The organism is Actinoplanes sp. HUAS TT8, assembly GCF_051380535.1.
In the GTDB taxonomy this organism is placed as follows: Bacteria; Actinomycetota; Actinomycetes; order Mycobacteriales; family Micromonosporaceae; genus Actinoplanes.
The window spans coordinates 434,399-458,921 of the sequence record NZ_CP195646.1 but is presented as its reverse complement, the minus strand read 5'-3'; the positions used below and the strand labels follow the sequence as shown (position 1 = coordinate 458,921).

General features: G+C 70.5%; 17 protein-coding genes. 9 read left to right on the top strand and 8 right to left on the bottom strand.

From position 1 onward, the window contains the following. Positions 1 to 34 precede the first annotated feature (34 nt). Positions 35 to 3,091: a S8 family serine peptidase gene (locus ACSHV8_RS01945; protein ID WP_436528762.1), complete on the bottom strand. Its 3,057-nt coding sequence runs from the start codon at positions 3,089 to 3,091 to the stop codon at positions 35 to 37. Between the two features lie 179 nt (positions 3,092 to 3,270). On the opposite strand from ACSHV8_RS01945, the gene ACSHV8_RS01940 reads away from it, so the two are divergent. Both ACSHV8_RS01940 and ACSHV8_RS01935 read left to right on the top strand, forming a co-directional pair. Further along, complete coding sequence (locus ACSHV8_RS01940) at positions 3,271 to 3,810, top strand: GIY-YIG nuclease family protein (RefSeq protein ID WP_436528760.1); 540 nt, start codon at positions 3,271 to 3,273, stop codon at positions 3,808 to 3,810. Between the two features lie 48 nt (positions 3,811 to 3,858). Continuing rightward, positions 3,859 to 5,859, top strand: a complete 2,001-nt coding sequence (locus tag ACSHV8_RS01935; protein ID WP_436528758.1) for a hypothetical protein — start codon at positions 3,859 to 3,861, stop codon at positions 5,857 to 5,859. On the opposite strand, the gene ACSHV8_RS01930 is transcribed toward ACSHV8_RS01935, so the two are convergent. Together ACSHV8_RS01930 and ACSHV8_RS01925 are read right to left on the bottom strand one after the other, a co-directional pair. After that, positions 5,840 to 6,187: an ester cyclase gene (locus tag ACSHV8_RS01930; RefSeq protein WP_436528756.1), complete on the bottom strand. Its 348-nt coding sequence runs from the start codon at positions 6,185 to 6,187 to the stop codon at positions 5,840 to 5,842. The two genes, ACSHV8_RS01935 and ACSHV8_RS01930, sit on opposite strands and share 20 nt — an antisense overlap. Continuing rightward, the gene (locus tag ACSHV8_RS01925) at positions 6,184 to 7,005 is read right to left on the bottom strand and encodes a HEAT repeat domain-containing protein (protein ID WP_436528754.1); all 822 of its coding nucleotides are present in this window, start codon (positions 7,003 to 7,005) and stop codon (positions 6,184 to 6,186) included. Before ACSHV8_RS01925 ends, ACSHV8_RS01930 begins: the two co-directional genes overlap by 4 nt. Positions 7,006 to 7,061: 56 nt before the next feature. Here ACSHV8_RS01925 and ACSHV8_RS01920 point away from each other — a divergent pair, with 56 nt between their 5' ends. Then, complete coding sequence (locus ACSHV8_RS01920; RefSeq protein WP_436528752.1) at positions 7,062 to 7,550, top strand: DUF4265 domain-containing protein; 489 nt, start codon at positions 7,062 to 7,064, stop codon at positions 7,548 to 7,550. Between the two features lies 1 nt (position 7,551). On the opposite strand, the gene ACSHV8_RS01915 is transcribed toward ACSHV8_RS01920, so the two are convergent. After that, entirely contained in the window at positions 7,552 to 8,313 is a 762-nt protein-coding gene (locus tag ACSHV8_RS01915) for an FKBP-type peptidyl-prolyl cis-trans isomerase (RefSeq protein ID WP_436528750.1), read from the bottom strand. Positions 8,314 to 8,463: 150 nt separating this feature from the next. On the opposite strand from ACSHV8_RS01915, the gene ACSHV8_RS01910 reads away from it, so the two are divergent. Further along, complete coding sequence (locus ACSHV8_RS01910) at positions 8,464 to 11,565, top strand: GH92 family glycosyl hydrolase (protein WP_436528748.1); 3,102 nt, start codon at positions 8,464 to 8,466, stop codon at positions 11,563 to 11,565. A gap of 51 nt (positions 11,566 to 11,616) precedes the next feature. On the opposite strand, the gene ACSHV8_RS01905 is transcribed toward ACSHV8_RS01910, so the two are convergent. Both ACSHV8_RS01905 and ACSHV8_RS01900 read right to left on the bottom strand, forming a co-directional pair. Further along, a complete protein-coding gene (locus tag ACSHV8_RS01905) occupies positions 11,617 to 14,748 on the bottom strand; it encodes a helicase HerA domain-containing protein (protein WP_436528746.1) in 3,132 nt (1,043 codons plus the stop codon). A gap of 13 nt (positions 14,749 to 14,761) precedes the next feature. Further along, positions 14,762 to 15,418 (bottom strand): hypothetical protein, encoded by a 657-nt coding sequence (locus ACSHV8_RS01900; protein WP_436528744.1) that lies wholly within the window; start codon positions 15,416 to 15,418, stop codon positions 14,762 to 14,764. 303 nt (positions 15,419 to 15,721) lie between these two features. On the opposite strand from ACSHV8_RS01900, the gene ACSHV8_RS01895 reads away from it, so the two are divergent. The 3 genes from ACSHV8_RS01895 to ACSHV8_RS01885 are packed head-to-tail and all read left to right on the top strand — an operon-like array spanning position 15,722 to position 20,752. Continuing rightward, positions 15,722 to 16,039 (top strand): CU044_2847 family protein, encoded by a 318-nt coding sequence (locus ACSHV8_RS01895; protein WP_436528742.1) that lies wholly within the window; start codon positions 15,722 to 15,724, stop codon positions 16,037 to 16,039. A gap of 13 nt (positions 16,040 to 16,052) precedes the next feature. Continuing rightward, a complete protein-coding gene (locus tag ACSHV8_RS01890) occupies positions 16,053 to 20,108 on the top strand; it encodes a trypsin-like peptidase domain-containing protein (protein WP_436528740.1) in 4,056 nt (1,351 codons plus the stop codon). A 23-nt stretch (positions 20,109 to 20,131) separates the two neighbouring features. Further along, complete coding sequence (locus ACSHV8_RS01885; protein WP_436528738.1) at positions 20,132 to 20,752, top strand: hypothetical protein; 621 nt, start codon at positions 20,132 to 20,134, stop codon at positions 20,750 to 20,752. Here the strand turns inward: ACSHV8_RS01885 and ACSHV8_RS01880 are convergent. Then, on the bottom strand, positions 20,736 to 21,278 hold the full coding sequence (locus ACSHV8_RS01880) for a hypothetical protein (protein ID WP_436528736.1): 543 nt from the start codon (positions 21,276 to 21,278) through the stop codon (positions 20,736 to 20,738). The two genes, ACSHV8_RS01885 and ACSHV8_RS01880, sit on opposite strands and share 17 nt — an antisense overlap. Positions 21,279 to 21,387: 109 nt before the next feature. Then, complete coding sequence (locus tag ACSHV8_RS01875) at positions 21,388 to 22,491, bottom strand: cellulose binding domain-containing protein (protein WP_436528734.1); 1,104 nt, start codon at positions 22,489 to 22,491, stop codon at positions 21,388 to 21,390. A gap of 196 nt (positions 22,492 to 22,687) precedes the next feature. Between ACSHV8_RS01875 and ACSHV8_RS01870 the strand changes: the two genes are divergently transcribed. Both ACSHV8_RS01870 and ACSHV8_RS01865 read left to right on the top strand, forming a co-directional pair. Then, the gene (locus ACSHV8_RS01870) at positions 22,688 to 23,686 is read left to right on the top strand and encodes a GDSL-type esterase/lipase family protein (RefSeq protein WP_436528732.1); all 999 of its coding nucleotides are present in this window, start codon (positions 22,688 to 22,690) and stop codon (positions 23,684 to 23,686) included. 11 nt (positions 23,687 to 23,697) lie between these two features. Beyond that, positions 23,698 to 24,519 (top strand): SGNH/GDSL hydrolase family protein, encoded by an 822-nt coding sequence (locus ACSHV8_RS01865; protein ID WP_436528730.1) that lies wholly within the window; start codon positions 23,698 to 23,700, stop codon positions 24,517 to 24,519. Positions 24,520 to 24,523: the final 4 nt, after the last annotated feature.

The window sequence follows — 24,523 nt, the reverse complement described above, 5'->3', positions numbered from 1 at the left end:
ACGGGCCCGGCCACTCTGTGGGGGGTGAGGGTGGTCAGCCGGTGATCGTCACCGGGATGCGGCGGACGACCGTGCGGCCGTCGCTGATGACGACAACGCCGTGGTACGTCGTGCCGGCCTTCAGACCGGACCAGCGCAGTGTCGCGTTCGTGGTGGATCCGGCCGCGATCGTGGACCGGTTCGGGGTCGCGGTGAACGTGCCGGTGTTGACGCCGGGCGCGCCCGGGGTGATGACGGTGTAGCTCAGCTGCTGGCTGTTCTGGCCGGCCGGCAGGTTCCACAGGTCGGTCTGCTCGACGACCAGGGTGTAGTCGCCGGCGCCGTCCGGGAGGTTGAGCGTGGCGGTGTGCGGGAGGTGCATGAACTGCGCGTCGACGAACTCGCCCCGGGCGTTGAAGATCTTGGCGTAGAAGTCGCCGCAGGCGCCCTCCTCGTCGTCGTCGAAGAAGCAGCGGGTGTACTGCGCGTCGATCCGCACGTTGGGGCCGAGGCTCCCGGCCGGTACGTGGATCTTGGCGACCTTCATGGCCGGCGGCGCCGGGTCGGGAATGGTGGCGTACTGGTCGTCCCAGGCGTTGCCGATCATCCCGGTGAGGGTGAACCCGGTGGTCGCGCCCGCGGTCAGCCCGGCCGGACCGAGTTCGAGCCTGCCCTGCCAGCCGGCCTGGACCGGCACGGTGAGGCGGCCGCTGGTGCCCGTGCCGGTGAGCGAATCGGGCGTGACCAGCTGGGTGTTGTTCACCAGGATCGGGCTGCGGACCCGGTGGCCCTGGCCGTCGATCCAGGTCAGGTTGCCGCTGACCGGGACACCGAAGGCGCCCCCGGCGTGGGTGACGGTGAGCGTGTACGTGACCGAGGCGCCCGGCTTCACGGTGAACCGTGCCGGGCTCACCTTGACCGTGTAGCCCTTGGGGGCGTCGATCTTGGCGACGTACGTGCTGGTCCGCTTGCCGAGGTTGGTGACCGTGCGCTGGATCGAGCGGGTGCCGATCATGTGCCCGAAGGCGACCGACGGGTAGTTGAGGGCGGCCGCCGGGGTCGCCTCGATGCCGGTGCAGTCCGGGGCGTATCCCCAGTTGTTGCTGTCCTCACGGTTGGCGTAGGCGCCGCAGAGGAAGCCGGCCCACTGCGCGGGGGTGGACTCGTAGACCAGGCCGGGGTCGATCGCGGTGGCCGGGACCACCTCGCCCGAGCCGTAGTTGAGCGGGGTCGCGGGCTGATCGACGTACGTCGGAATGTGGCCCTTATCGGTTTTGTCGCGCGAGCCGGTCATCAGCGCCGAACGGATCGCCGTCGGGTCCCAATCGGGGTGTTTCTGCTTGACCAGGGCGGCGATGCCGGCGATGTGCGGCGTGGCCATCGACGTGCCGGACATCATCGCGAAACCGCCGTCGTGCTCGGCCGGCGAGACCGCGGCGACCACGTCCGAGCCGGGCGCGGCGACGTCGGGCTTGATCAGGTCGCCACCGCTGAGCGTGGACGGCCCGGAGGAGGAGAAACCGGCGATCGCGGGCGCCTCGACCTTGGTGAACGTGCCGGCACCGATCTTGATGGTCGGCTTGGCGGTGGCCGCGTAGGCGATCAGGGCGGCGCCGGTCGGCACGTCGACGTGCGCGGTGGGCACCGCGTGCAGGTCGGCCATCAGCGCGTTCGGATCCCATTCGGGCTGGTAGAGGACCATACCGACGCCTCCGGCATCGGCCACGACCTGGCTTTTCGACGTACGGGCGGACTCGCCCCGCGCACACAGGACGACCTTGCCCGTGACCTTGGCCGGGTCGAGTGCACCGGGCAGGCAGAGGCTCGCCGAGTAGTCGTCGGCGGCGGCCGCGGCCGTGCTGTCGATCAGGGTTCCGGTGGTGCCGGCCGTGCCGATGCCGACCCCGGTGTAGGTCTTGCCGTTGCCCAGTTTGATCGTGCGCAGCCAGCGGTGGTCCTGCTCGGTGGCGGCGACCGTGGTCACCCAGGGCAGCGTGTTGTCGACGGTGTTCTGGCCCGGACCGGCGTTGCCCGCGGCCGCGGCCACGAAGACACCGGCCGCGGCGGCGTTGAAGAACGCCTCGTCGATCGGGGTCCACGCCTCGCTGTCGTCGCCGACCGAGTAGTTGATGACGTCCACGCCGTCGGCGACCGCGTCCTCGATCGCGGCGATGATGTCGGTCATGCTGCCGACCGCCCCGCCCGCGCCGTCCGACCAGAGCGCCTTGTAGATCGACAGCCGCGCGCCCGGTGCCATACCGGTGATCGTGCCCATGTCCATGCCGGACACGGTCGCGTGCACGCCGCCCAGCCCGGCCGCCGTGCTCGCGGTGTGCGTGCCGTGGCCGTTGCTGTCCCGGGGCGACTTGAATTCGTTCGGGTTCAGGGTGGAGAGGGCGTCGTTGTCGTACCAGCGGGCACCGATCACCTTGTTGTTGCAGCGCGCCGGTTCCGCCGTACCGAAATCGCATGTGCCCTTGAATTTCGCGGCAATGGTCCGGGCATCGGGCCGGGGCTCGCTCATCGGCGCGAAACTCGGGCTCTCGGGCCAATAACCGCTGTCGATGACGCCGATGATCGTGCCTTCGCCGGCATGTTTGTCGCCGCCGAAACTCTGCTGCCACACGCCGGTGCGGCCGGTCAGCCCGAGCTCGTCGGCGGTCGTCGAGACCTGCGCGTGCACCAGCTCGTCCTTGACGACGGCGGCCACACCCGCGGTCTTGCGCAAACTGTCGGCCTGCCCGGCGGTGAGGGTCGCGGTGAAACCGTTGAACGTGGTGTCGAAACTGTGGCCGATATTCACCCGCGCGGATTTCGCGACGGATTCGCGGCGCTGCCCGAGATAGCTGCGATAGGCGCCGGCGTCCGCGGTGGTCCGGCTCAGCTTCGCGCCTTGCGGCGCGCGGGTGGCTTTCAAATTCCGGACCCCGCCCGCGTACGAGGCCAGAGGCGCATCCGCGAGCCGGACCACATAGCGTCCGGCCAGATCGGGCCCGCCCGGCGCGGTCCCGTCACCCAGCGGGTCGGCCGAGGCGGGCGACGCCGTGAGTCCGGCACCGGTGAGAGCGACGAGCAGGGCGGCCATGCTGGTTCCCAGCCGCCGTAGGTTCATGAACGGTTCCACAACACCGATTCCTCTCCCCCGGCACTCTTGGCGCCGGGCGAGCTGAACCTACGAAGAGCATCGATCTTCGGGACAGCGGCGGAACGAAGATCGATACCCCAGGAAACATAGTCGTAACCGAACGCGCCTGATCCTGTAACAAACGGGCCGCGGCTAGGATCGTCGCGATGACAACTGAGGGCTGGACCGAGGCCGAAGAAGCACTACGACTGCTGTCGACCGGGCCGTACGCGCTCGACGTCGCCGCCAAAAGACTCAGCCGGGGCAGCGGGGTGTACGCGTGGTGGGCCGCCCCCTCCGTCCTGCCCGACCTGCCCGGGCCGGCGAACGCGGAAGTGCCGTCGCTGCGGATGCTGTACCTGGGCCGGGCCGGCAGCCTGCGAGGCCGGATCCTGCGCAACCATCTGCGGCGGTCGGGCAGCTCAACCCTGCGGCGCACGCTGGCCGGGCTGCTCGTGTCCGAGGGCTACCGGACGACCTGGACCGACCGGGTCGTGCTGGTGCCCGAGGACGAGACCCGGCTGACCGCGTGGATGCATGCGAACCTGCGGCTGACCTGGGCCGAGGACCCGGAACCGGAGATCGCCGAGGCCGAGCTGGTCCGGAGACTGCACCCGCCGCTGAACGTGCACGGCGTCGACCCGGAACACGTGCAGGCCGCGGTGGTGGCGGCGAAGAACGCGTACAACGCCTCCGCGTCGGAGTGACGGCGGCGCCCACCGGAAAATGTCGGGGGGTCCCGGCATAGTGCGGGCATGTTCAGCGGGATACACGATGTCGACTGGGCGTCGATGCACCATGCCTACGGTTCGGCCGCGGAGGTGCCGGCGCTGCTGGAGGGGCTGCGCTCCCCCGACGCCGAGCGGCGGGAGCAGGCGCTCGGCGACTTCTACGGCAAGGTCCACCATCAGGGCGACGTCTACCCGAGCACCGCGGCCGGCCTGCCGTTCCTGCTCGAACTGGCCGTCGACCCGGACACACCGGATCGGCACGAGATCGTCGCGTTGATGGTCAGCATCGGCGAGCATGCGATCGAGCGTGACTTCGACGGCTGCGCCGCGGCGGTGGCGTTCCTCCGGGCTCACGTGGACGTGTTCGCCGACCTGACCGCGGACGCCGTCTGCCGGGTCCGCCGGGCCGCCGTCCCCGCCCTCGGTCTGCTCCTCGACGACGCCGATCGGGCTCTGAGTCTGCTCCGGGAACGCTCGACGATGGAGTACTGCCTGCGTGAACGCCTCGTGGTGGCCGAGACGACGGCCACGCTGGCCCGACGACGGCCGGTGATCGCGCCGGCCGCGGCCGGGTGGCTCGGCGGCCTGACCGGGGAGCCGGAGTTCCGCCTCGCCGTGGTGATCCAGCAGGCGCGGTGCCACCCGGACGAGGTCGGCGACGATCTCGTGCCGGCTGTGATCGGGCTGCTGCGGGAGATCGCCGACGCCGCGCCGCCGGAGCAGCCGTGGCCGGAACCACCGCTGATCACGCCGCCGGCCGAGGGCGTGCCACCGTTCGTCGCCGCCGCGTTCGAGGACCTGGAACGGGCCAACCTGAGATACGCGCTGACCACGGATCTGCTGCATGCCCTGCACGAACTGCTGGGTGCACGCGTCCGGCCGCGCACCGAACTGCTGGCCGAACAGCTGCGCAGCCCCGACCCCGGAACCCGGCTGGACGCGATCCGGATGGCGGGCGATCTCGTCGGATCCTTCCGCGGCGACCACAGCGCCCTGATCCGGCAGGTCGCCGCCCAGCTCGGTGCCGGCAACCTGGAAGTCGCGGCCGAGGCGGCGACGCTGCTGGAGGGCTGTCACCCGCTCGGCGAGCCGGCCCGGGACGCCCTGGGCGAACTGGTCGCCGGCCACGGGCCGGACGGATGGACGTCCCCGCGACGGCATCTGCGCCGGACGCATCAGAGGGCCGTCCTGGCTCTGGCCCGGCTCGGCGACGAGCGGGCGCTGCCCAGCCTGCTCCTGGCCCTGGACACCGGGGTCGACGACTGGCTCGCCATCCCCGCGGTGAGGTCGTTCCCGCAGGCCGCGGATCAGCTGCTGCCCCGCCTGCGAGCCTGCGCGTCCGCGAAACGGCCCGGCGCCCTGGCCGGGCTGGCCGAGTTCGACGCGCCCGCCGCGGTGCCGCTGCTCATCGAGGCACTCACCACCGACGACGCCGACACGGTGAAGTCGGCGCTGGCGACGCTGCGCGAACTCGGGCCGGCGGCGGCACCGGCGCTTCCCGCGATCAGGTCGGCGGCCACGCCACCAACCGGGGAGGCGTCCGTCGACGAGACCTGGATCTGGTCCGCGGCGGTCGCCACGCTCTGGGCGGTCGGCGGCGACCACGAGGAGGTGCTGCCGTTGGCGCTGGCTCTGCTCGACACTTTCGCCAAGCGGGAGGCATCGGACGTGCTCGGCCGGATCGGGCCGTCGGCCGCGGCCGCACTGCCCCGGCTGCGGCAGCTGCTGAACGACGACTACGACTGGAACCGTGTCCACGCAGCTGCGGCCATCTGGGACATCGCCGGGGAGCCGGACGCTCTCGACGTCCTGCTGCCGCCCTGGCGAAAGAACGCCTTCACCCGCTCCTACGTCGTGGCCTGCCTGAAACGGATGGGTGCGGCCGCCGCGCCCGCGGAACCGCAGATCCGGGCGGAACTTGCGAACCCCGAACGCCGCCAGTGGTTCGGAACCACCGCTGACGACGAAAAACTGCTGCGCGACCTCGCCGAGGCGCTCCGGGCGGTCACGGCCGGTTCGGCCTGATCATGGAGGTCAGCGCCCACAGTTCGGCGATGCGGCCGTCGCGGACCCGGTACATCTCCAGGAGCATCGGGGTCTGGTCCGGGAGGCCGTGCATGGTCAGCCGGGCCGCGACCGTGTCGCCGTCGATGACCAGGTCCTCCACCTCGACGCGGACCTCGGGGAACGTGTCGTGCAGGCGCTGCCAGGCGTCGGCGATGCTCTGCGGGCCGGTCGTGCCCAGCGGATGGCTGTAGAAGTCGTCGGTGAAGATCTGCGGGGCGGCGGCGTGGTCGCGGTCGTTGAACGCCGCGTACATGCGCAGCGCCGCCGCGCGGGCCTGATCGGTCACGTGGTCTCCCCGGCTTTTTCTCGCTCGGCGATGGCGGACTTGATGCGGCGCAGCGTGCGCAGCGCCTTCTTCGCGGCGGCGCGGACCTCGCCGTCGAAAACGGTCACGCCGCGGTCGTCGGCCATCAGCCGTTCCAGCGTCGGCGCGGCCCGGTCGTCGCCGGTCGATCCGAGCGCGACGGCCGCCCAGTACCGTTGGTCCGGGTCCGGGCTGTCGGCCGCCGCCAGCAGCCGGGGCACCACCTCGGGCGTGAACAGGGCCAGGGTGCTGGCCAAGTAGCCGATCCGCGGGAACCGCCGGTGCTCGAACTCGTGCCAGAGCGCCTCCAGCGCCTCGTCCCCGCCGATCCGGGCCAGGGCGTCGGCGGTGCGCTGCCGCATCCAGTCGGCCGGGTCGGCGAGCAACGGTCGCAGCGCGGGCACGACCGAGGCGTCACCGAGGCGTCCGAGGGCGGTGACCGTCTCGGCCCGGACCATCCACTGCGGGTGATCGATAAGGGTCACCAGCTGAGGTACGGCGTCCCGGACATCCATCGCCGCGCAGCCCATGGCGGCCCACGCCTGGCAGTTGTACCGGGTGTCGCCGAGCGCGGCCAGCAACGGTTCGGCCAGCCCGGCATCCGCGAAGACGGCGGCATGGTTCAGCGCCCGCGAGTACAGCGACCGGTGATAGTCCGGGTAGTCCCGGACGAGCGCGTGCAGCGCCGCGATCGCCGACTCGTCGCCGTGCGCCGCCGCCCGGTCGAGCAGGTCGTGGACGTGCGCTTCGCGGGTCTCGAGAGATCCCGATCGAAGGCCTTGCAGGTCAGCGGGATTCACCGCACGACCATACGCGCCGTCCGCGGTGCGGCTTCCCGCGCGTCTACGCTTCGGGCGTGGTGTCCAGGGCGGATCATGCGCGGCCGGGTGGCCGGGGTCTGGTGGTGGTGCGGTTCCGGCTGGTGCGGGACGAGGACGGTCGCGCGCCGGTGGAAGGGCCGCCGGCGCCGGTGGAGAGTGAAGGGCTGTGGGCGAGCCCGGCCGGCGAAGGGCGCTACCGGATCGAGAACACGCCGTGGTTCGCGTGGGACACGGCGAACGGGGACGTGGTCGAGGCCGTCGAGTACGAGGGCGACCGGTGGGTCATGCGGAAGATGGCCTGGTCGGGACACCTGACCGTGCGGGTGACGGATGATGACCCGGCCGCGGTACTGGACGCCTTCGCCGATCTCGGGGTGCGGGGTGAGAGCGCGGCCCCCGCCTACCCGATAGCGGCCCTGGACATCCCGCCGGACGCGGACCTCCGCGCGGTCGCCGACCGGCTGCGCGCCGGCGGCTGGGACCACGAGGAGGCCTGCGTCTCCGCGCAATGGCGGGAACTGTAGATCAGGCGGCCGACAGGACGTCGACGATGAACCGCAGGGTGCCGGCCGGCTGGCCGCCGGCCGGGTGCTCGCCGTAGGCCAGGGCGGCCGGGATGTCGAGCTGGACCCGGCTGCCGACCTTGGCGCCGATCAGGCCCTGGTCCCAGCCCTTGATGACGTTACCGGCGCCGACCTGGAAGCTGAACGGCTCCTTCCGCGTCCAGGACGAGTCGAACTCCTTGCCGTCCGCATAGGTGACACCGACGTAGTTGACGTTGATCGTCTGGCCGGCCGCGACCGCTGCGCCCGTACCCTCAATGAGGGTTGTGGTCTTGAGTTGGGTGATCTTGCCTTTGCCGGCGGTCGTCTTCGGCTTGGTGCTCAGGGCCGGGTCGGCGCCGGCCGGGACCGGCGGGAACACGGCCTCGGTCGGGGCAGCCTCGGTCGCGGCAGCCTCGGTCGCGGCAGCCTCGGTCGCGGCAGCCTCGGTCGCGGCGGCCGAGGGCTCGGCGCCGGCGGTGGTGGCCGAGCCCGCACTGGTCGTCGACGACGAGTTGCCGATCCAGACGACCAGCCCGACGAGCAGGGCCAGCACGACCACCGCGACACCGGCGACGGACAACGCGCGGCGGCGCCGCTCCATCGCCCGGGCGCGCGCCTTGGCGGCCTTGGCCTCGGCCCGCTTCTCGGCCTTCGTCTTGAGGGGCTGACCGCTCCTGATCGACGGACTGGCAGGGGCGGGCTTGGCTGCCGCGGGGCCGCGGCTCGTCACGGAATCAGGCACCGCCCGACAATACGACACCGGACTGTGAGCAGGCGCCCCCGATCGCCGCCGCTGCGGGAACGTCGGTTCCGGAACCCGTGGACATTGACTTTCATGGATTTTGGCTGACAACGTTGTCACACCCATGTCATGTCCGAAGGGACGGCACCAATGATCCGTGCCCTCGCGACCGCGGTGGTCCTCGCCGCCGCGGTCCTCTCGGTTCCTCAGGCGGCGTCGGCCGCCGATCTCGACCTCACCGGATACGTCAACCCGTTCGTCGGCACCGACGACAGCAACTCGCCCAACCCGGTCGGCGGCGGCGCCGGCGGGAGCACCTTCCCCGGCGCCACCGTGCCGTTCGGGATGGTGCAGTTCAGCCCCGACACCCCGACCGGTTCGCCGTCCGGCTACCGGGACAAGGATCGGACGATCGAGTCGTTCAGCCTTACCCACTTCAACGGCGCCGGCTGCCCCAACAACGAGGACCTGCCGATCCTGCCGATCACCGGGAACCTCGGCTCCTCGCCGGGCAGCGCCTGGACCTCCTACGCCAGCGGCTACACCAAGACGAACGAGACCGCGGCGCCAGGTTACTACAAGAACCGATTGGACAAGTACGGCGTCGACGCCGAACTCAGCGCCACCACCCGCACCGGGGCGCTGCGGCTGACCTATCCGGCGTCGACCACCGCGCGGGTGCTGATCAACGCGTCGCGGTCGGCGACCGGGGACCGGGCCGGCAACGTGACGATCAGCGGGAACCGGGTGTGGGGGGAGCACACCGCGGGCGGGTTCTGCGGCGGGCGGACGTACAAGCTGTACTACTCGATCCTGTTCGACCGGACGCCGACCGGCGTGGGGACGTTCAACGGGGGCACGGTCAGCGCCGGGGCGACCAGCGTGAGCGGGAACCAGGCCGGGGCCTACGTCACGTTCGACACGACCTCGAACGCGGTGGTCAACGCGACGATCGGGATCTCGTTCGTCAGCGTGGCCAACGCGCAGAACAACGCCACCGCCGAGGCGGGCGCTTTCACGACCGTACGCGCAAATGCTCTTGGGTCCTGGAATTCGGCTTTGAATCGGATTCAGGTCGGCGGGGGCGCGACGACCGATCTGCAGAAGTTCTACACCGCGCTTTATCACGTGCTGATGAATCCGAACATCGCCAGTGACACCAACGGGCAGTACATGGGATTCGACGGCGTCGTGCACACCGCGTCGCATCCGGTTTATCAGAACTATTCGGGCTGGGACATCTATCGGTCGTGGGCGGCACTGACCGCGCTGATCGCGCCGGACGTGATGGCCGACATCGTCAAGTCGATGGTGCTCGACGGGCAGCAGGGCGGGCTGTTGCCGAAATGGTCGCAGCAGAGCATCGAGGACTTCGTGATGCCCGGCGACCCGGGACCGATCATCGTGGCCAGCGCCTACGCGTTCGGCGTGCGCGACTTCGACACGGCCGCCGCGCTCACGTTGATGAAGAAGAGCGCCACCGGGGGCAGCACGCAGGGCTATGTGCTGCGCGGCAACCGCGGCACGTACGAGAGCGGGCATTTCATTCCCGGGAATCCGTCGGAGACCCTGGAATACGCGTCGAGCGATTTCGCGATCAGCCAGTTCGCCAAGGCGCTGGGTGACACGACGGGCTACAACACGTATGCGACGCATTCGCAGTACTGGCGCAGCCTGTTCAACGGGGAATCGTCGTACATTCACACTCGTAACAGCGACGGCTCGTTCGCGTGGCCGCTGAACCCGGCCACCGAAAGCCCCTACACCGAGGGCAACGCCGCCCAGTACACCTGGATGGTGCCGCACAACCTGGGCGCGCTGGTCACGCTCATGGGCGGCCCGGCGACCGCGGTGCAGCGGCTCGATCACCATTTCACCGAACTCAACGGTGGTCTTTCCCGGCCCTATTTCTACGTCGGCAACGAACCGGAGCACGGCGTGCCGTGGGCCTACAACTACGCGCGCAAACCGGCCGGCGCGTCCGACGCGGTGCGCCGCGTGATGAGCGAATCGTTCACCACCGGCGCCGGCGGGCTGCCCGGCAACGACGACCTCGGGGCGACCAGCTCCTGGTACGTGTGGGCGGCCCTCGGCCTCTACCCGGTCACGCCCGGCGCCGACACCCTGGCCGTGCACGGCGGGCTGTTCCCGCAGGCGCTCATCCAGCGGCCGGGCGGCAACATCACGATCACCGGCGGCAGCGCGACCGACCGCTACGTCCAGTCGCTGACCGTCAACGGGACCGCGACCAGCCACAACTATCTGCGCTACCCGGACATCGCCGGGGGCGGCACCATCGCGTACGGGATGGGCAGCTCCCCCGGAACCTGGGGAACCGGCGCCGGCGACGTGCCGCCCAGCTTCGGCGACGGCGCGCAGCAACCCCCCGCCGAGCCGGACCTCGGCACGAACCTGGCCCTCGGCAAGACCATCACCGCCGGGGCGGCGGCCTGCGGCACCACCGAGACCGCGGCCAAAGCGGTCGACGGCACCCTTAAAGGCAACAGCAAATTTTGTACGACCGGGACTCCGCGAACCCTGACCGTCGACCTCGGCTCGGCGCAGAACGTGTCCTCGTTCGTCGTCAAGCACGCCGGTCTCGGCGGGGAGCCGACCAACTGGAACACCGGCGCGTTCACGATCGCCACCAGCACCGACAACACGACCTGGACGAACGCGGTCACGGTGAGCGGCGCGCGGGCCAGCCGCACCTACTCGCCGATCCCGGCCCGGACGGCGCGCTACGTCCGGCTCGACGTCACCACCCCGGCCAACGACGGATCCGCCGCCACGAGAATCTACGAACTCGAGGTGTACGGATCGAGCAGCGCCCCGGCCGACCTGGCACTCACCCGGCCGGCCACCGCCGACTCGTCCTGCGGCTCCGGCGAAGGCCCGGAGAAAGCGGTCAACGGCAGCTGGCTCGGCGGCTGGACCGACAAGTGGTGCTCGACCGGGTCCAGCAAATGGCTGCAGACCGACCTGGGCAGCACCCGGCACGTCGGCTCGGTCGTGATCCGGCACGCCGGCGCCGGCGGCGAGTACCCGTCCTGGAACACCCGCGACTTCGACCTGCTCACCTCCACCGACGGCAGCACCTGGACGACCCGGGCGACAGTCCGCGGCAACACCGCGGACAGCACGACGACGACGATCGACGCGGACGCGCGCTATGTCCGGTTGAACGTGGTCACCCCGGCCAGTGACGGGAACACGGCGGCCCGGATCTACGAGCTCGACGTCCGCGGCTGACCACCCCGGCCCCGGCGCCACCACCGGCGCCGGGGCCGGCTTCGACCAGCGCTAGGCGGCCGCCCGGTCGACGACTTCCTCGCTCGTCAGCGGGCTCTTCGGATGGTGGGAAAGACAGAAGGGCGCCCGCATGCGTACGAACGGTGACCCCTCGACCGCGGCGTAGAACTCGCCCCGGCCGAGGCGCCCGACGTCCGCGATGCTGCTGCCCTTGGCCCGGGCGATCTCCTGCGCGGCGTCGATCTGCGCCATGCTGGTGAGCAGCCCGAAGAACTGCGTGGCGGCGTTGCCGGGGATGCGGTTGTGCAGGCCTTTGGGCGCCTGGGTGGCGAAGACCAGCCCGAGGCCGTACTTACGTGCCTGGGAGGCGAGCACCAGTGTGCTGTGGGTGCATGCAGTCATCGCGCCGGACGGGGCGAACGTCTGCGCCTCGTCCATCACGAACAGCCCGCCCAGTGGCCGATCACCAGCCGGGTGCCGCCTGATCCAGGCGAAGAGGGCCAGCTGAAGCTGGTTGACGAACGTCTGCCGCTGCTGTTCTTCCGGCAGGCCGACGAAGCTGATCACCGAGATCCGGGCGCGCCGTCCGGTGGTGGGCGTCAGCAGCTCGCCGGGGTCGACCGGCGCGCCGGCACCGGCGAACAGCGGATCGTTGATCATCGCGGCGGTCAGCAGTTGTGCCATCTTGCCGGCGAGTTTCACACCGTCCTCACCGAGCGCGGTCATGTCCTCGGACAGGTCGCTGAGCAGGGCGATGAAGCGCGGCAGTTCGCTGGAGCTGCCGCGGGCGAAACGGGTCAGCGCCTCGCGCAGCACCGCTTTGCTGAGCCGGGCCCGTTCGGTCTGGCCGTCGGCGCGTGCGTGCGGCGCCAGCGCGGCGACGCCGGCGTCGATGCCCGCGGTGAACACGTCCGGGTCGTCGCCGATGCCGGCGAAATCCGGGAGGGGCTGGAAGCTCAGCGGCCGCCCGCTCTGGCGGCGAGGCGTCCAGACCACCACCTCGGTGTTCGCGTGGTACTCCTCGGCTCGTTCCGCGTCGCCGGGCCACCATGACTCCGGGGCCTGCGGCTGCCGGTCGCCGAGACGGGCCAGGTCGTTGTTCGGATCCAGGACGATCGCCGAGACGCCGCGCAGCGCGCACTCCTCGACCAGGCGCCGGATGAGCACGGTCTTGCCCGAGCCCGAGCCGGCGAAGATGGCGGTGTGCCGGCGCAGTGCTTCCAGTCCGACCGTCACCCGGCTCCCGTCGGCGGTCGCGCCGAGCGGCACCGCGTCGTCCGTCGCGCCGGTCGGTGGTTTCACCACCTCGGTCAGCGCCGGGGCAGCTGGGGTCTGGGCCGGGACGGGCCGCTCAGCCGTTCCGTCGTGCAGGGCCTCGTGCAGCACCGCGATCGAGGCGGTGCGCCCACGCTTCTCGAACCAGGGCCGCAGGGTCTCCTCGCCGTGCCGCCGGATGAGTTCCCGCAGGGCCATGAGCTGCTTGATGTCGGTCTCGTCGAAGGGCAGGCTCCGGCCGCCGGCCTGCCGGAAGCTCTCCAGCACCTCGCCGGTGCGCCGGCCACCGGACCACTCGGGTGTCCGCAGCAGGAAAAGCTTCCGTTTGGTCACCCCTTCGGTCAGCCCGGCGCCGGTGACGGCGTTGCGGATGCGGTTGAGCGCCGCGATGGGCTGCGCCGACGCGACGGCGCGGAACGACCAGTGCTCCTCGTCCTCGGCCGTCTCGCCGCCGACCGCCTGACGGAGCCGGGCATGCAGCACCGGCTTCCCGCCCGTCGGCGGGTCGATGCTGAAGGACTGCCCGGCCGGGCCGCGCTCGGCGATCCAGGCGGTGAGCCCGGCCCGCAGTAGTTCGGGAACGACGAGGTCCTCGGTGTCCTGCGCGAGCGCCTTGGCCGGGTCGGCCGCCTCGACGAGCGAGTCGAAGTCGCGATCGTAACCGGCCCAGGCCGCGGTCGGCGGCGCTGGTTCCTCGGCCGGCGGAAAGTCCACGCTCGTGCCGTCGGGCACGGCCACCAGCTGGTGCAGCACCTCGATCACGCCGGACGACAGACACTTGCGGACATGCTTGTCGATCGTCCGCAAGAGTTCCCGCGGGGTCAGCTGCAAGTCGTCGGTGAAGGCGGCCGGATCGATCGGCCACGTCGGGTACGACGGCGTGAAACCGGCCTCGCCGAACTTGCGGCCGAACCGTTTCTCGACCAGTTCGCGAGCCAGCTCGGCGGTCGGGATCTCCTTGAGCCAGACGGCCTCGCGGAAACGGTCCTGCACCGTGTCGGTGGCCTGCTGCTTGATGTCCTGCCAGGTCCGGGGCAGGCAGGAGACCACCGAGAGGGTACGGCGGGTGTTCTCCCTCAAGGTCATGAGCCCGCCGGCGATCTGCTCCAGCAGCAGCGAGGTCTGCCAGTCGGTCCGGTCGTCGGCCGCCGTGGACTTGACCGACTGGCGGATCAGCAGGTCGATCTGGTCGACGGCGATGACGGTCGGCCCGGTCAGCGCGAGCAGCCGGGAGACGTCCCGGACGATCTCCTGGGCCGAACGTTTGCCGCGGCGCATGCCCCACGCGGCCCGGCTGCCCGCCTCCTCCTCGTCGTTGCACCGCAGGAAGCAGTCGCCCACGTCCTGGGCGGCCAGCGAGCTCGAAGCCTGCAGCACGAGGGCGCGAGCCGTGTCCTGGCATTCCATACCGACCTGGCGGTGGCGCTTACGGAGCAGATCGACGAACGCGTCGAGCGCCGGGCGGGTGATGTCGTACTCCCCGATCACGGCCCGGCGGACCGGCCGGGGCATGTCCAGCTCCTCAGCCAGCTGCTTGAGTAAGAACGTCAGCTGGGTCTCCCCGTCGGCCCGGGGCCGCGCGAACCCCTCGACCATGTGCTGGGCAGTACTGCGCCAGAACGCCTTCGACTCGAAGAGCTCGACCAGGAAGAAGTAGCCGCCCTCGGCCTGCACCCGCTCCCGCACGGTGCCGAGCAGATGGGTCTTGCCGGTGCCGCGCTGCCCTTGAAGAGCTATCCCGATCGGGTTCTCGTCGCCTTTCGCCTCGGCGACACCGTCGAGGACCAGGTCGACGACATCCCGGTGGAGGCCGTCGACGTGGTACGGCGGCTGCCGCCAGACGTCGTCCGGGGTCGGCGCCCAGCTCAGGCGCAGCGCGGTGAGGGCCTGCCGTTCGTCGGGATTCATCGGCCGCATCCCGTCACGAGACGATGGCGATGAGGTGTCGTTCCTGGTTACCAATGCTGACGGCGCCCGCCCGCTCGCGTGCCGTCAGCGACTTCTGGTTGGACTCGGGGGTGATGTGGACGTCGGAGGAGCGATTCATCCGTACGAGGGTCGCGTCGAGCTCCGACCGCTCCACGCCGGGCAGGGAGTCGCGCAGGTCGGCCAGCATGACGTGGCCGCCGGGCCGGCCGACCAGCTCGGCATAGATCTTGCGGACCTGCCCATCGAGGTCATCCCCGACCTCGCCGATGCCTTCCTCGACACGGGATTGTTGAGTCGCTGGAATCACCCGGTGAAGGTCGCGGAGCTGGAACAGCGCCCGGGGTTCGATTCCGGTGGCCTCGATCAGCTGATCCACGAAGCGGAGGTAGGTATAAAGCGCGAGCCCGATCGCTCCGGACCTCTCCGGTTGTGGCCCCGCGAGTTCACGCAGTGCTCGATCGTGCCCCTTTTGCGTCAATTCCAGCTGCATCGGCTTACCAGTGACCTCGATCAATTCTCGCTTGACGAGATCATTTCGCTTGTCCGCCTTCAGACTATTGCTGATCTCTGCATTAGGCAGCGAGGACGCCCTTCCCATCAACACTAGAAGCACGAAGCGCTGCGCAGGAGTAAGATCATTTTCCGGCATTTTCGCTGCTCCTCAGCACGGCGCATTGATCAAAGATGGCGGACGAGGCAGGGGCCGCGCACCGGCCCGATTTTGCCGATCCGGCAGGCGCGGCGCAAGGCGTTCGAGGCCCCGCTGCCATTTTCCGACAACCAGCGACTCAACGATCTCTATATGACCAGCACACCGCCTTGATCACGCAATTTCTCGACGATCACGGAAAAGGATCATGCGGGGCCGGTTGCCAACGACCCGAAGCCCCGGGCAGCATTGCGGCGACGTGAATCCGAGCGCGCGGTCAGAGCTCATTCCCAGGGGGTGCCGGTGTCGTCGGAGATCGTGACGTATGAGGTGGACGGCACGACGGTCGCGCAATTCGAGATCGATCCCGTGAACGGCTTCCAGCCCGCCGGCGTGGGCGACGTGGCCGGGCGCGTCCGGACAGCGGCGACGCCGGCCATCGAAGCGGCCCGGGAGATCCTCGCCCAGGCCCGCGCGCTCGCGCCGGACGGCGTGGAGGTCAAGTTCGGTGTCAAGGTGACCGGGACGGCGAACTGGCTGGTGGCCCGCGCGGCGACCGAGGGAAATTTCGAGGTGACCCTGTCCTGGCGGCCGGACACCGCACCGGCCGGCCGGCCCTGATCGGTCCTCACTCATGAACCCCGCACCCGGCAACGCCTCGTGGACGGTGGCGATTCACACCGGCGAGCGTTCGACCACCGCGATCGGCACCGGTGTCGTGGTCGGCCCGTCCCTGGTGTTGACCTGCGCTCACGTCGCCTGCCTGGCCGGGAAGCTACGGCCCGACCTGTGGATCTCGTTCCCCAAGTCCGGCGAGGGCTTCTGGGTGCGACGCCGGGTGGCGCGATGCCGGGCCGACGGCATGCCGAGGCACGAGATCGACCTGGCCCTGCTGGAGCTGACCGAGCCGGTGCCGGCCCGGGTCCGGCCGGCCCGGTTGCGCTGCCTGCCCGAGCACGCCCTGCTGCAGCGGTCGTGGTGGGCGTTCGGCTTCCCGAACGGTTCCGGTGACGGCAGCACCGCACACGGCCGGGTCACCGAGGGGCTCTCCTGGGGAAAGATCCAGCTGACCAACGAGTCCGACGCGGGCCTGGCCAAGGGGTTCAGTGGCGCGGCACTGTGGTCGCCGGACTACGAGGCTGTGGTCGGCATCGTCGAGCAGCACAACGACAAGGGCCACGGCCGTGCGCTGACGTTCCGATATGTCGACGAGCATCTGCCTGCGATCGGGTTGAGCGCGATGTCGAGGTGGCGCGCCGGGGACGCCGACGACGCGGCGCTGGCCGCCTGGGGGTGGACCCTCACCACCGACGCCGAGGCCGGCCAGCACTGGCTGCCCCGCGCCCGGGGTGTCGCGGTGCGGTCCGAGCGCGGGTTCCGGTTCCGTGGGCGCGAGGCCGCCCTGCTCGGGATCAAGCAGTGGCTGGATCGTCCGACCGCTGCCGGGCGCCCGCTCGTTCTCACCGGCTCCCCCGGCGTCGGCAAGTCGGCGGTCCTGGGCCGGATCGTCACCACGGCCGATCCGGAGATCGGCGCGGGGCTCCCGGCCGACGACACCGCGGTGCGCGCGACGACCGGATCGGTGTCCTGCGCGATCCACGCCAAGGGCAAGACCGCCCTGGACGTCGCGATCGAGATCGCCAAGGCGACCGGGGCCCGGTTGCCGCAGGCACCGGACGAGTTGCCGTCCGCACTGCGTGACCACCTGGCCGGGCGTGCTGTCCGGTTCAACCTGATCGTCGATGCGCTCGACGAGGCCGCCACCCCGCAACAGGCCCGGCTGCTCCTGTCCACGGTGCTGTTGCCACTGGCCCGCACATGTGCCGGAGTCGGCGTGCAGGTCGCCGTCGGCACGCGGCGCGGCGACGATCTCGGCAGCCTCCTGGACCTGTTCGGGGCGGCCCCGGAGCGGCACGTGATCGATCTCGACGAGCCCGCCTACTTCGCCGAGTCCGACCTGGTCGAGTACGCGCGCGCCACCCTTCAGCTGGTCGGCGACGAGCGCCCCGGCAATCCGTACGCGGAGATCTCGGTCGCCCTGCCGGTCGCCCGCCGCATCGCGGCCCTGGCCCGGGCCAATTTCCTGGTCGCCGGTCTTCTGGCCCGGACGCGGGCGCGCAACGACACGGTGGCGCTCGACCCCTCGCAGGTACAGTTCGCCGGAGGGGTCGGCGCGGCCATGGACAGCTACGTGGACACGCTGTCCCCGGCCGGGTCGGCGTCGGCGCGGTGCGCCCTCACCGTTCTGGCCTACGCGGAGACGCCGGGGCTGCCGCTGTCGCTGTGGCGGGCGGGCGTGCGGGCCCTGGGCGCCGAGGTCTCCGAGGCGGAGCTGGCGGCGTTCGCGCGTACGTCGGCGGCGAATTTCCTGGTCGAGACGAGCGGCGCCCGTGAGATCAACTATCGGCTGTTCCACCAGGCCCTGAACGACGAGTTGCGGGCCGCCCGCGAGGATCCCGGCCGCGACGAGAGTCACCTGGTCGACGCGTGGATCGGGGCGGGCAGCACTACCGGATGGACCCGCGCCCCCGATTATCTGCTCACCAATCTGGCCGAGCACGCCGCGCGGACCGGACGGCTCGACCGGCTGCTGTGCGACGACGGCTATCTGCTGCACGCCCGGCTGGATCGGGTGGTGCGGGTCGCCAGCCTTGCGCACGGGGTGCGGGCCCGCGCGCGCACCCAGTTGCTCCAGCTGGCGCCGGCCGCTATCGGCGCCGCGCCCGCCGACCGCGCCGCCCTGTTCTCGGTCGCCGACACTCTGGACCGGCTCGACTGCGACATCAACCCGGACACCACCGGCGACGTACCCTACCGGGCGCTGTGGGCGCACACCCTCCCCCGCCAGGAGCGCACTCTTTTGGAAGGCCATGCCGAGGCGGTCTTCGACGTCTGCCCGGTGACGGTGGACGGCCGCACCCTGCTGGCGTCCGGCGACGACGACGGGACGGTCCGGCTCTGGGATCCGCGGACGAATCAGTCCGAGCAGGATTGGCAATGCCACCAGGACGGTGTCCGGGGCATCTGCTCGGTTCGCGCCGGGACATCCGAGCTGCTCGCCACCGCCAGTCTCGACGGCACGATCCGGCTGTGGGACCCACTCACCCGGATCCTCGTGCGCGAGCTGCGTGAACATGGGGAGTGGGTGCGCAACATCTGCACGATCCCCCTGCCCGACCGCGACCTGCTGGCCTCGGCCGGTGACGACGGCACAGTCCGGATCTGGGAGCCGGCCACCGGCACGATGTTGCACATCCTCGACGACCACGCCGGCTGGGTCACCGCGGTCACCCACGTCCCGAGCGGTGGCCGCGACCTGCTGGCGTCCGCCGGATACGACGGCACGGTGCGGCTGTGGGATCCGCTGACCGGCGCGCCGCTGGCCAAGATGACCGGGCACGACGGCTGGGTGACGACCCTGCACGCACTCCGGCTGTCACCGGGCCGGGCGCTGGTCGCGTCGGCCGGTTACGACGGCACCGTGCGTCTGTGGGATCCGGAGACCGACGAGGAGGTGGGCCGGTTCGACACCGGCGGCCCGCTGACCGATCTCTGCACCCTCGACACCCAGGGCCGACGCCTTCTCGCAGCCACCGGGGAGGACGGGACCATCCGGCTCTGGGACAGCGCCGACTGGTCCGAGCGTGAGCCGCTGACCGGCCATTCGAGCTGGATCCGGGCCGTGTGCGAGCTGCCCACCGACGACGGTCCGGTACTGGCCACGGCCGGCGACGACGGCACGGTCCGCCTCTGGGACGCCGATGCGCCGCGGCGTGGTCCGATCGCGGACGCCCGGCAGCTGAAGGCCGTGACCTCGCTCTGCATCGTTCCCGGCGAAGACGGCCCGATGGTGGCGTCCGCCGGCGGCGACGACGGGATCCGGCTGTGGGATCCGCTCACCGGCGAGCAGCGCTGCGAGCTACGTGCCGAGTCCGGCACCGTCACCAGCCTATGCGTAGCCGACGACGAGGGCACGGTCGTCATCGCGGCCGGGAACAGCAGCGGCGCCGTCGAGCTCTGGGACGACTTGTCAGCGCCACCAGGCGAGCCGATGCACGAACACTACGACTCGGTGAGCGCGGTCTGCGTCATCCGAGAAGACAACCAAGAACTGATCGCCTCGGCAGGTGACGATCAGATAGTGCGGCTATGGACCCTCCATGACCGCGTCGTCCGCAGCCGCCTCGCCAATCAGAGCGAGTGGGTGACTGCTCTGACGGTCGTGTCCCGGAAGGGCCGTGTGGCGCTAGCGGCTGCCGACACGGCCGGAACCGTCCGGCTGTGGGATCCAAGCGGCGCCCTTCACTGGGCGTCGCCCGGCCGCAGCCTCATGGCAGTGAATGCTCTGTGCCCGGTAACCGTGAACGGCCGGGACCTGCTGGTCTCCGCGGGCGCCGACCGCACGATCACCCTGTGGGATCCGGAGTCCGGCCGCCCGGAGATGACCCTGCTCGGCCACGAGCGTGACGTCACCGGCGTCTGCCCGATGCTCTACGCCGGCCGCGACGTGATCGTCTCCACCAGCCTGGATCGCACGGTACGCCTGTGGGATCCCACCACCGGCCGCCTGATCCGGATCATCCAGGTGTACCACCCGGCGCTGAGCTGCCTGGCGGTCGACGACACGCTGATCGTCGGCCTGGATCATGGCCTGCTCGCCCTGCGGATCACCCGGCCCGGCGTCGTCTGAGCCGTCCGGGGTATCACCGACCCATGCAGCGTGTGCGTTTCGACGGGTGGATCGCCGGCATCGGCACGGCGAGCGGCACCAGGCTGGTCGTCGGGCACTGGCCGCGTTCCCCGTTCGGCCCGGTCAGCGATGTCATGATCGAGCACCCGGACGGCCGCCGCCGGCTGGTCGCGCCCACCGCCGAGCTGGGTCGGTTCATCGCCGAGACGTATTCGTTCGATCATGTCGAGGTGGAGCCGACCGCGGTGGCCCGGCGCGGTTCGGCCTGGTCGGTCACGGCCGGCCCGCTCGTGCTGCGGTTCGGCACCGGTGGTCGCGGCGGGCTCGGCCGTCTGCTGCGGGCGGTGCCGCCGCCGCTGGCCCGGCAGCTGCCGTGGGTGCGGTTGGTGGACGTCCCGGCCCGGCTGATGAACGGTGTCCGCACCTACGGCAGTGCCGGGAACGGCCGCCGCGAGTGGTATGCCGTCCAGGATCTGCACCGGATCACCACCGCGACGGCCACGCTGGACGGCGCCGATCTCGGGCCGCTCGCCGCCGTCGATCCGCCGGTCCGTTTCGGTTTCGGTTCGACGCCGCGTTTCCCGGCGCTCGTGCGGGTCACCACGACCGTCGAGGTCGGGCCGGCTTTCAGTTCACCGTTGTGACTCGGAGGCGGCGCTGCCTCCAGGCCAGCCCAATCGCCTGCAGGACGAAAAACGTCCCGCCGGCCGCGGTGTAGACCACGAGCATGGCCAGGCTGGGTGCGTCTCCGAGGGCGACCGGCAGGTAGGTCGCCCCGGCGATCACCGAGAGTGTGCCGGCCAGCAGTGACGGCCACTGCCATCCGAGGACGCGGCGGCGGTTGAGGGCGACGGTGACCTGGGCTGCTCCGGCGATGACGGCCCACAGGCCGAAGACGAACAGGACGGCGCCGGTGCCGCTGATCGCGGCCAGTCCGAGGCCGGCGGCGGTGGCCGCGCTGAGGCCGGTGTTGAAGATCTGCAGGCGCCGCGCCGGGGTGCCCCGGTTCTCGCGCACGTCGGCCAGGGACGCGATCACGTCGATCACCGGGTAGAGAACGAGCAGGGCGACCGTGGCGGCGGTCAGGTCGTGCTGGACGCCGGCGAAGGCGGCCGACCACGCGATGGCGATGACGCCGCGGATCAGGTGGATGCGGAACAGGGGTGACATGTCACTCCCGCCTTTCTCGACTCGAGGGGTGTGTGGTCCACCCTCGGTCGTGGCGGCCGCCGGTCGAGCCCGTGTGGGTCCCTGGCGACGGCCGCCCCGTGCCCGTGGTTCAGCTGTAGTTGAGCGAGAAGCTGTTGACGGTGAAGCTGGACTGGCCGGCGGTTCCGGTCAGTTCGAACCCGAACTGGGCCTCGCCGACGGTCACGTCACCCCACCAGCCGTTGGTCTTGAGCCAGTTCAGGACGGCCAGGACGTCGATGGTCCCGGAGTTGGTGCTGGTGCGCACGAACGAGAACACCGCGTTGGCGCCGTTGGAGCCGCGGTAGATGTTCCAGGTGCTTCCGCCGACGGTGATGTTGCTCGCGGTCGGTACCGCGCCGTTGGCGTCGTAGGATTCCGCGATCGGGCCGACCGCCCCGGCCTGGTTGGTCCAGAGCATGACCTCGTACGCGTGGCTGTTGGCCCAGATGTCGTAGGCGGTCGTGTAGTCGCCGGTTCCCGGCACCGACACGTTGAACGAGCTGGTGAACGTGCTGAGCGAGCTGAGCGTCCGGTTCAGGGTCTTGCCGGTGTTCGGGTAGGACTTCACGCCGCTGGTGCGCGGGTGGTTGGCCACGACGCCCCAGTTGGTGCCGGTCCGGGCCCAGATCGTCTGGGTGCCGGCGCCGGAGCCCCAGATGTTGTTGTAGAGCGTGTACCCGTTGTTGGTCCAGCTCGCCCACTGCCCAGAATCCACCCAAACCGCATCAGAGGGTACGCCGGTGGGCGACGAACCCGAGGGTGCGGCGGTCGGCGTGGTGACTCCGCCGGTGCAGGTGGTTCCGTTCAGGGTGAACGCGGCCGGGACCGGGTTGGTGCTGCCGGTGGTCGTTCCGTTGAAGCCGAACGACGCCGTCCCGCCGGTCGCGACCGACCCGTTCCAGCCGGCATTGCGAGCCGTGACCTGCGTGCCGCTCTGGGTCAGGGCGGTGTTCCAGGCCTGGGTGACGGTCTGTCCACCGGTGAACGTCCAGGCCAGGGTCCACGAGCTGAGCGGGTCGCCGAGGTTGGTGATGGTCACGTTGGCGCCGAATCCGCCGGGCCAGCTGCTGCTCACGGCGTAGGTGACGGTGCAGCCGGCGGCGGCCGAGGCGGGTCCGGCCGCGAGGACGGCGATGCCGGAGGTGAGGGCCGCGGTCGCGGCCAGGGTGAGCGCGAGGGTGCGTCTGCGCATGGTCCGTCCGATCTCGTGGGGAGTCACACGACGTCCGTCGAAGCGCTTCGACGTTCGGGGATGAAGTGTTGCCGGGACGTCAGTGCGAGATGGCCAGGATGTTACGCGGGAGCGCTCCCAACGAGCAAGGGTATCGATTGACATCTATTGCATGGCCTCGCATGCTGGGAGCGCTCCCGAATAAGGAGGTTGCCTCATGCGGAGCGCCCTACTCGCCGCGCTGACCGTTTTCGCCCAGGTGACGGCCCAGGCCGCACCGGCCCCGGCGACGGCCGCGGCCATCGACACCAACATCAGCTTCGTCGGCCGCTGGAACACCACCAACGCCGCCGCCTACGTCCCCTACTGGGCCGGCGCGTACCTGCGGGTCGGTTTCACCGGCAAGACCGTCAAACTGCAGCAGCGCAACACCGTCGACCTGTGGGCGAGCATCGACGGCAAGCCGTTCACCGCGTTCAAGGGCTCGGGCACGATCAACCTGACCCCGGCCGCGCTGGCCGCCGGCAACCACACCCTGATCGTCAGCTACCGCCAGGTGGCCGGCTCGTACACCGGGGACGCGGTCTTCCAGGGCCTGACCCTGGACGCCGGCGCGACCACGTTCAAGGCGCCCGCCCGGCCCCGGCTGGTCGAGTTCGTGGGCGACTCGATCACCGCCGGCACGACCAGCAGCCAGCTCGCGGTGACCGATTATGCCTTCAAGGCGGGCGAGCAGCTGGGCTACAACCACACCCAGATCGCAATCGGTGGCATGTGCCTGTCCGAGACCAGTGACGGCTGCTGGGCGCACGAGACGCGCTACTGGATGTCCAGCGGCGGCCAAGCCGGCACCGATCTCTGGAACTTCTCGCGCTACACGGCCGACGCCGTCGTGATCAACCTGGGCACCAACGACAAGAGTCACGGCGTCAGCGGCCCCGATTTCCAGGCGAAGTACGTCGCCTTCCTCACGAAGATCCGGGCCAAGTTCCCCAACACCAAGATCTTCGCTTTGCGTACGTTCATCGGTCGTTACGCCACCGAGACCCAGGCCGCCGTGGGGGCTCGTAACGCCGCCGGCGACGCGAACGTGTTCTACGTGGACACCACCGGATGGCTGCCCGCCGACGGGCTCAGCGACTCGGTGCACCCCAACGACAAGGGCCATCAGGCGATCGCCGACCGGCTCGCCCCGATCCTCAGCTCTCGCCTCTAGGAGCGCCCCCCATGAAGATTGTTTCCGCAGTCACCGCCCTGCTCCTGAGCGTCGGCGGGCTCGGCGTCGCCACCGCGACCACGGCCGGACCGGCGTGCGCCGCCACCGGCGCGAGCACGGTCGCCGCCGCACCGGTGAAGGTGTGGATGGCCGGTGACTCCACGATGATGAACGCCGGCTCCTGCCCGATCGGCTGGGGCAGCCAGTTCGCGCCGTACTTCACCTCGGACGTGACCGTGCAGAACAGCGCCGTCGGCGGCCGCAGCATCCAGACCTGGCTGTACGAGGGCAACGTGACCACCACCAAGAACGCGGCCGGCGAGTGCGCGCTGAGCTCGACCGCGTACAGCTCACGGTGGACGGCGATGCTCAACGGCTTCGCCGCGGGCGACTACCTGATCGTCCAGTTCGGCATCAACGACGGTGACACGGCCTGCCCGCGGCACGTCGGCACGGCCCGGTTCAAGGAGCTGCTCGGCGTGATGGCGTCGGCGGCCAAGGCCCGCGGTGTGAAGCCGATCTTCGTGACCCCGGTCGCGGCGATCACCTGCAGCGGCTCGGTCGCCGTCGGCAACCGTGGTTTCGTCACCGAGACGAAGGCCGCCGCCACGGCCGCCGGTGTGTCGGTGATCGACCTGCACGCGCGCAGCGTCGCCCTGTACAACTCGCTGCGGTTGTGCCCGAACAACGGCGACTACACGACGGGCGCGGTCGGCGCGTTCTTCTGCAACGACCACACCCATTTCGAGGCGGCCGGCGCCAAACAGATCGCCGGTCTGATCGCGACCGCTCTGAGAGAACAGGGAATCGGGCTGGCCACGTACCTCAAATAGGGTT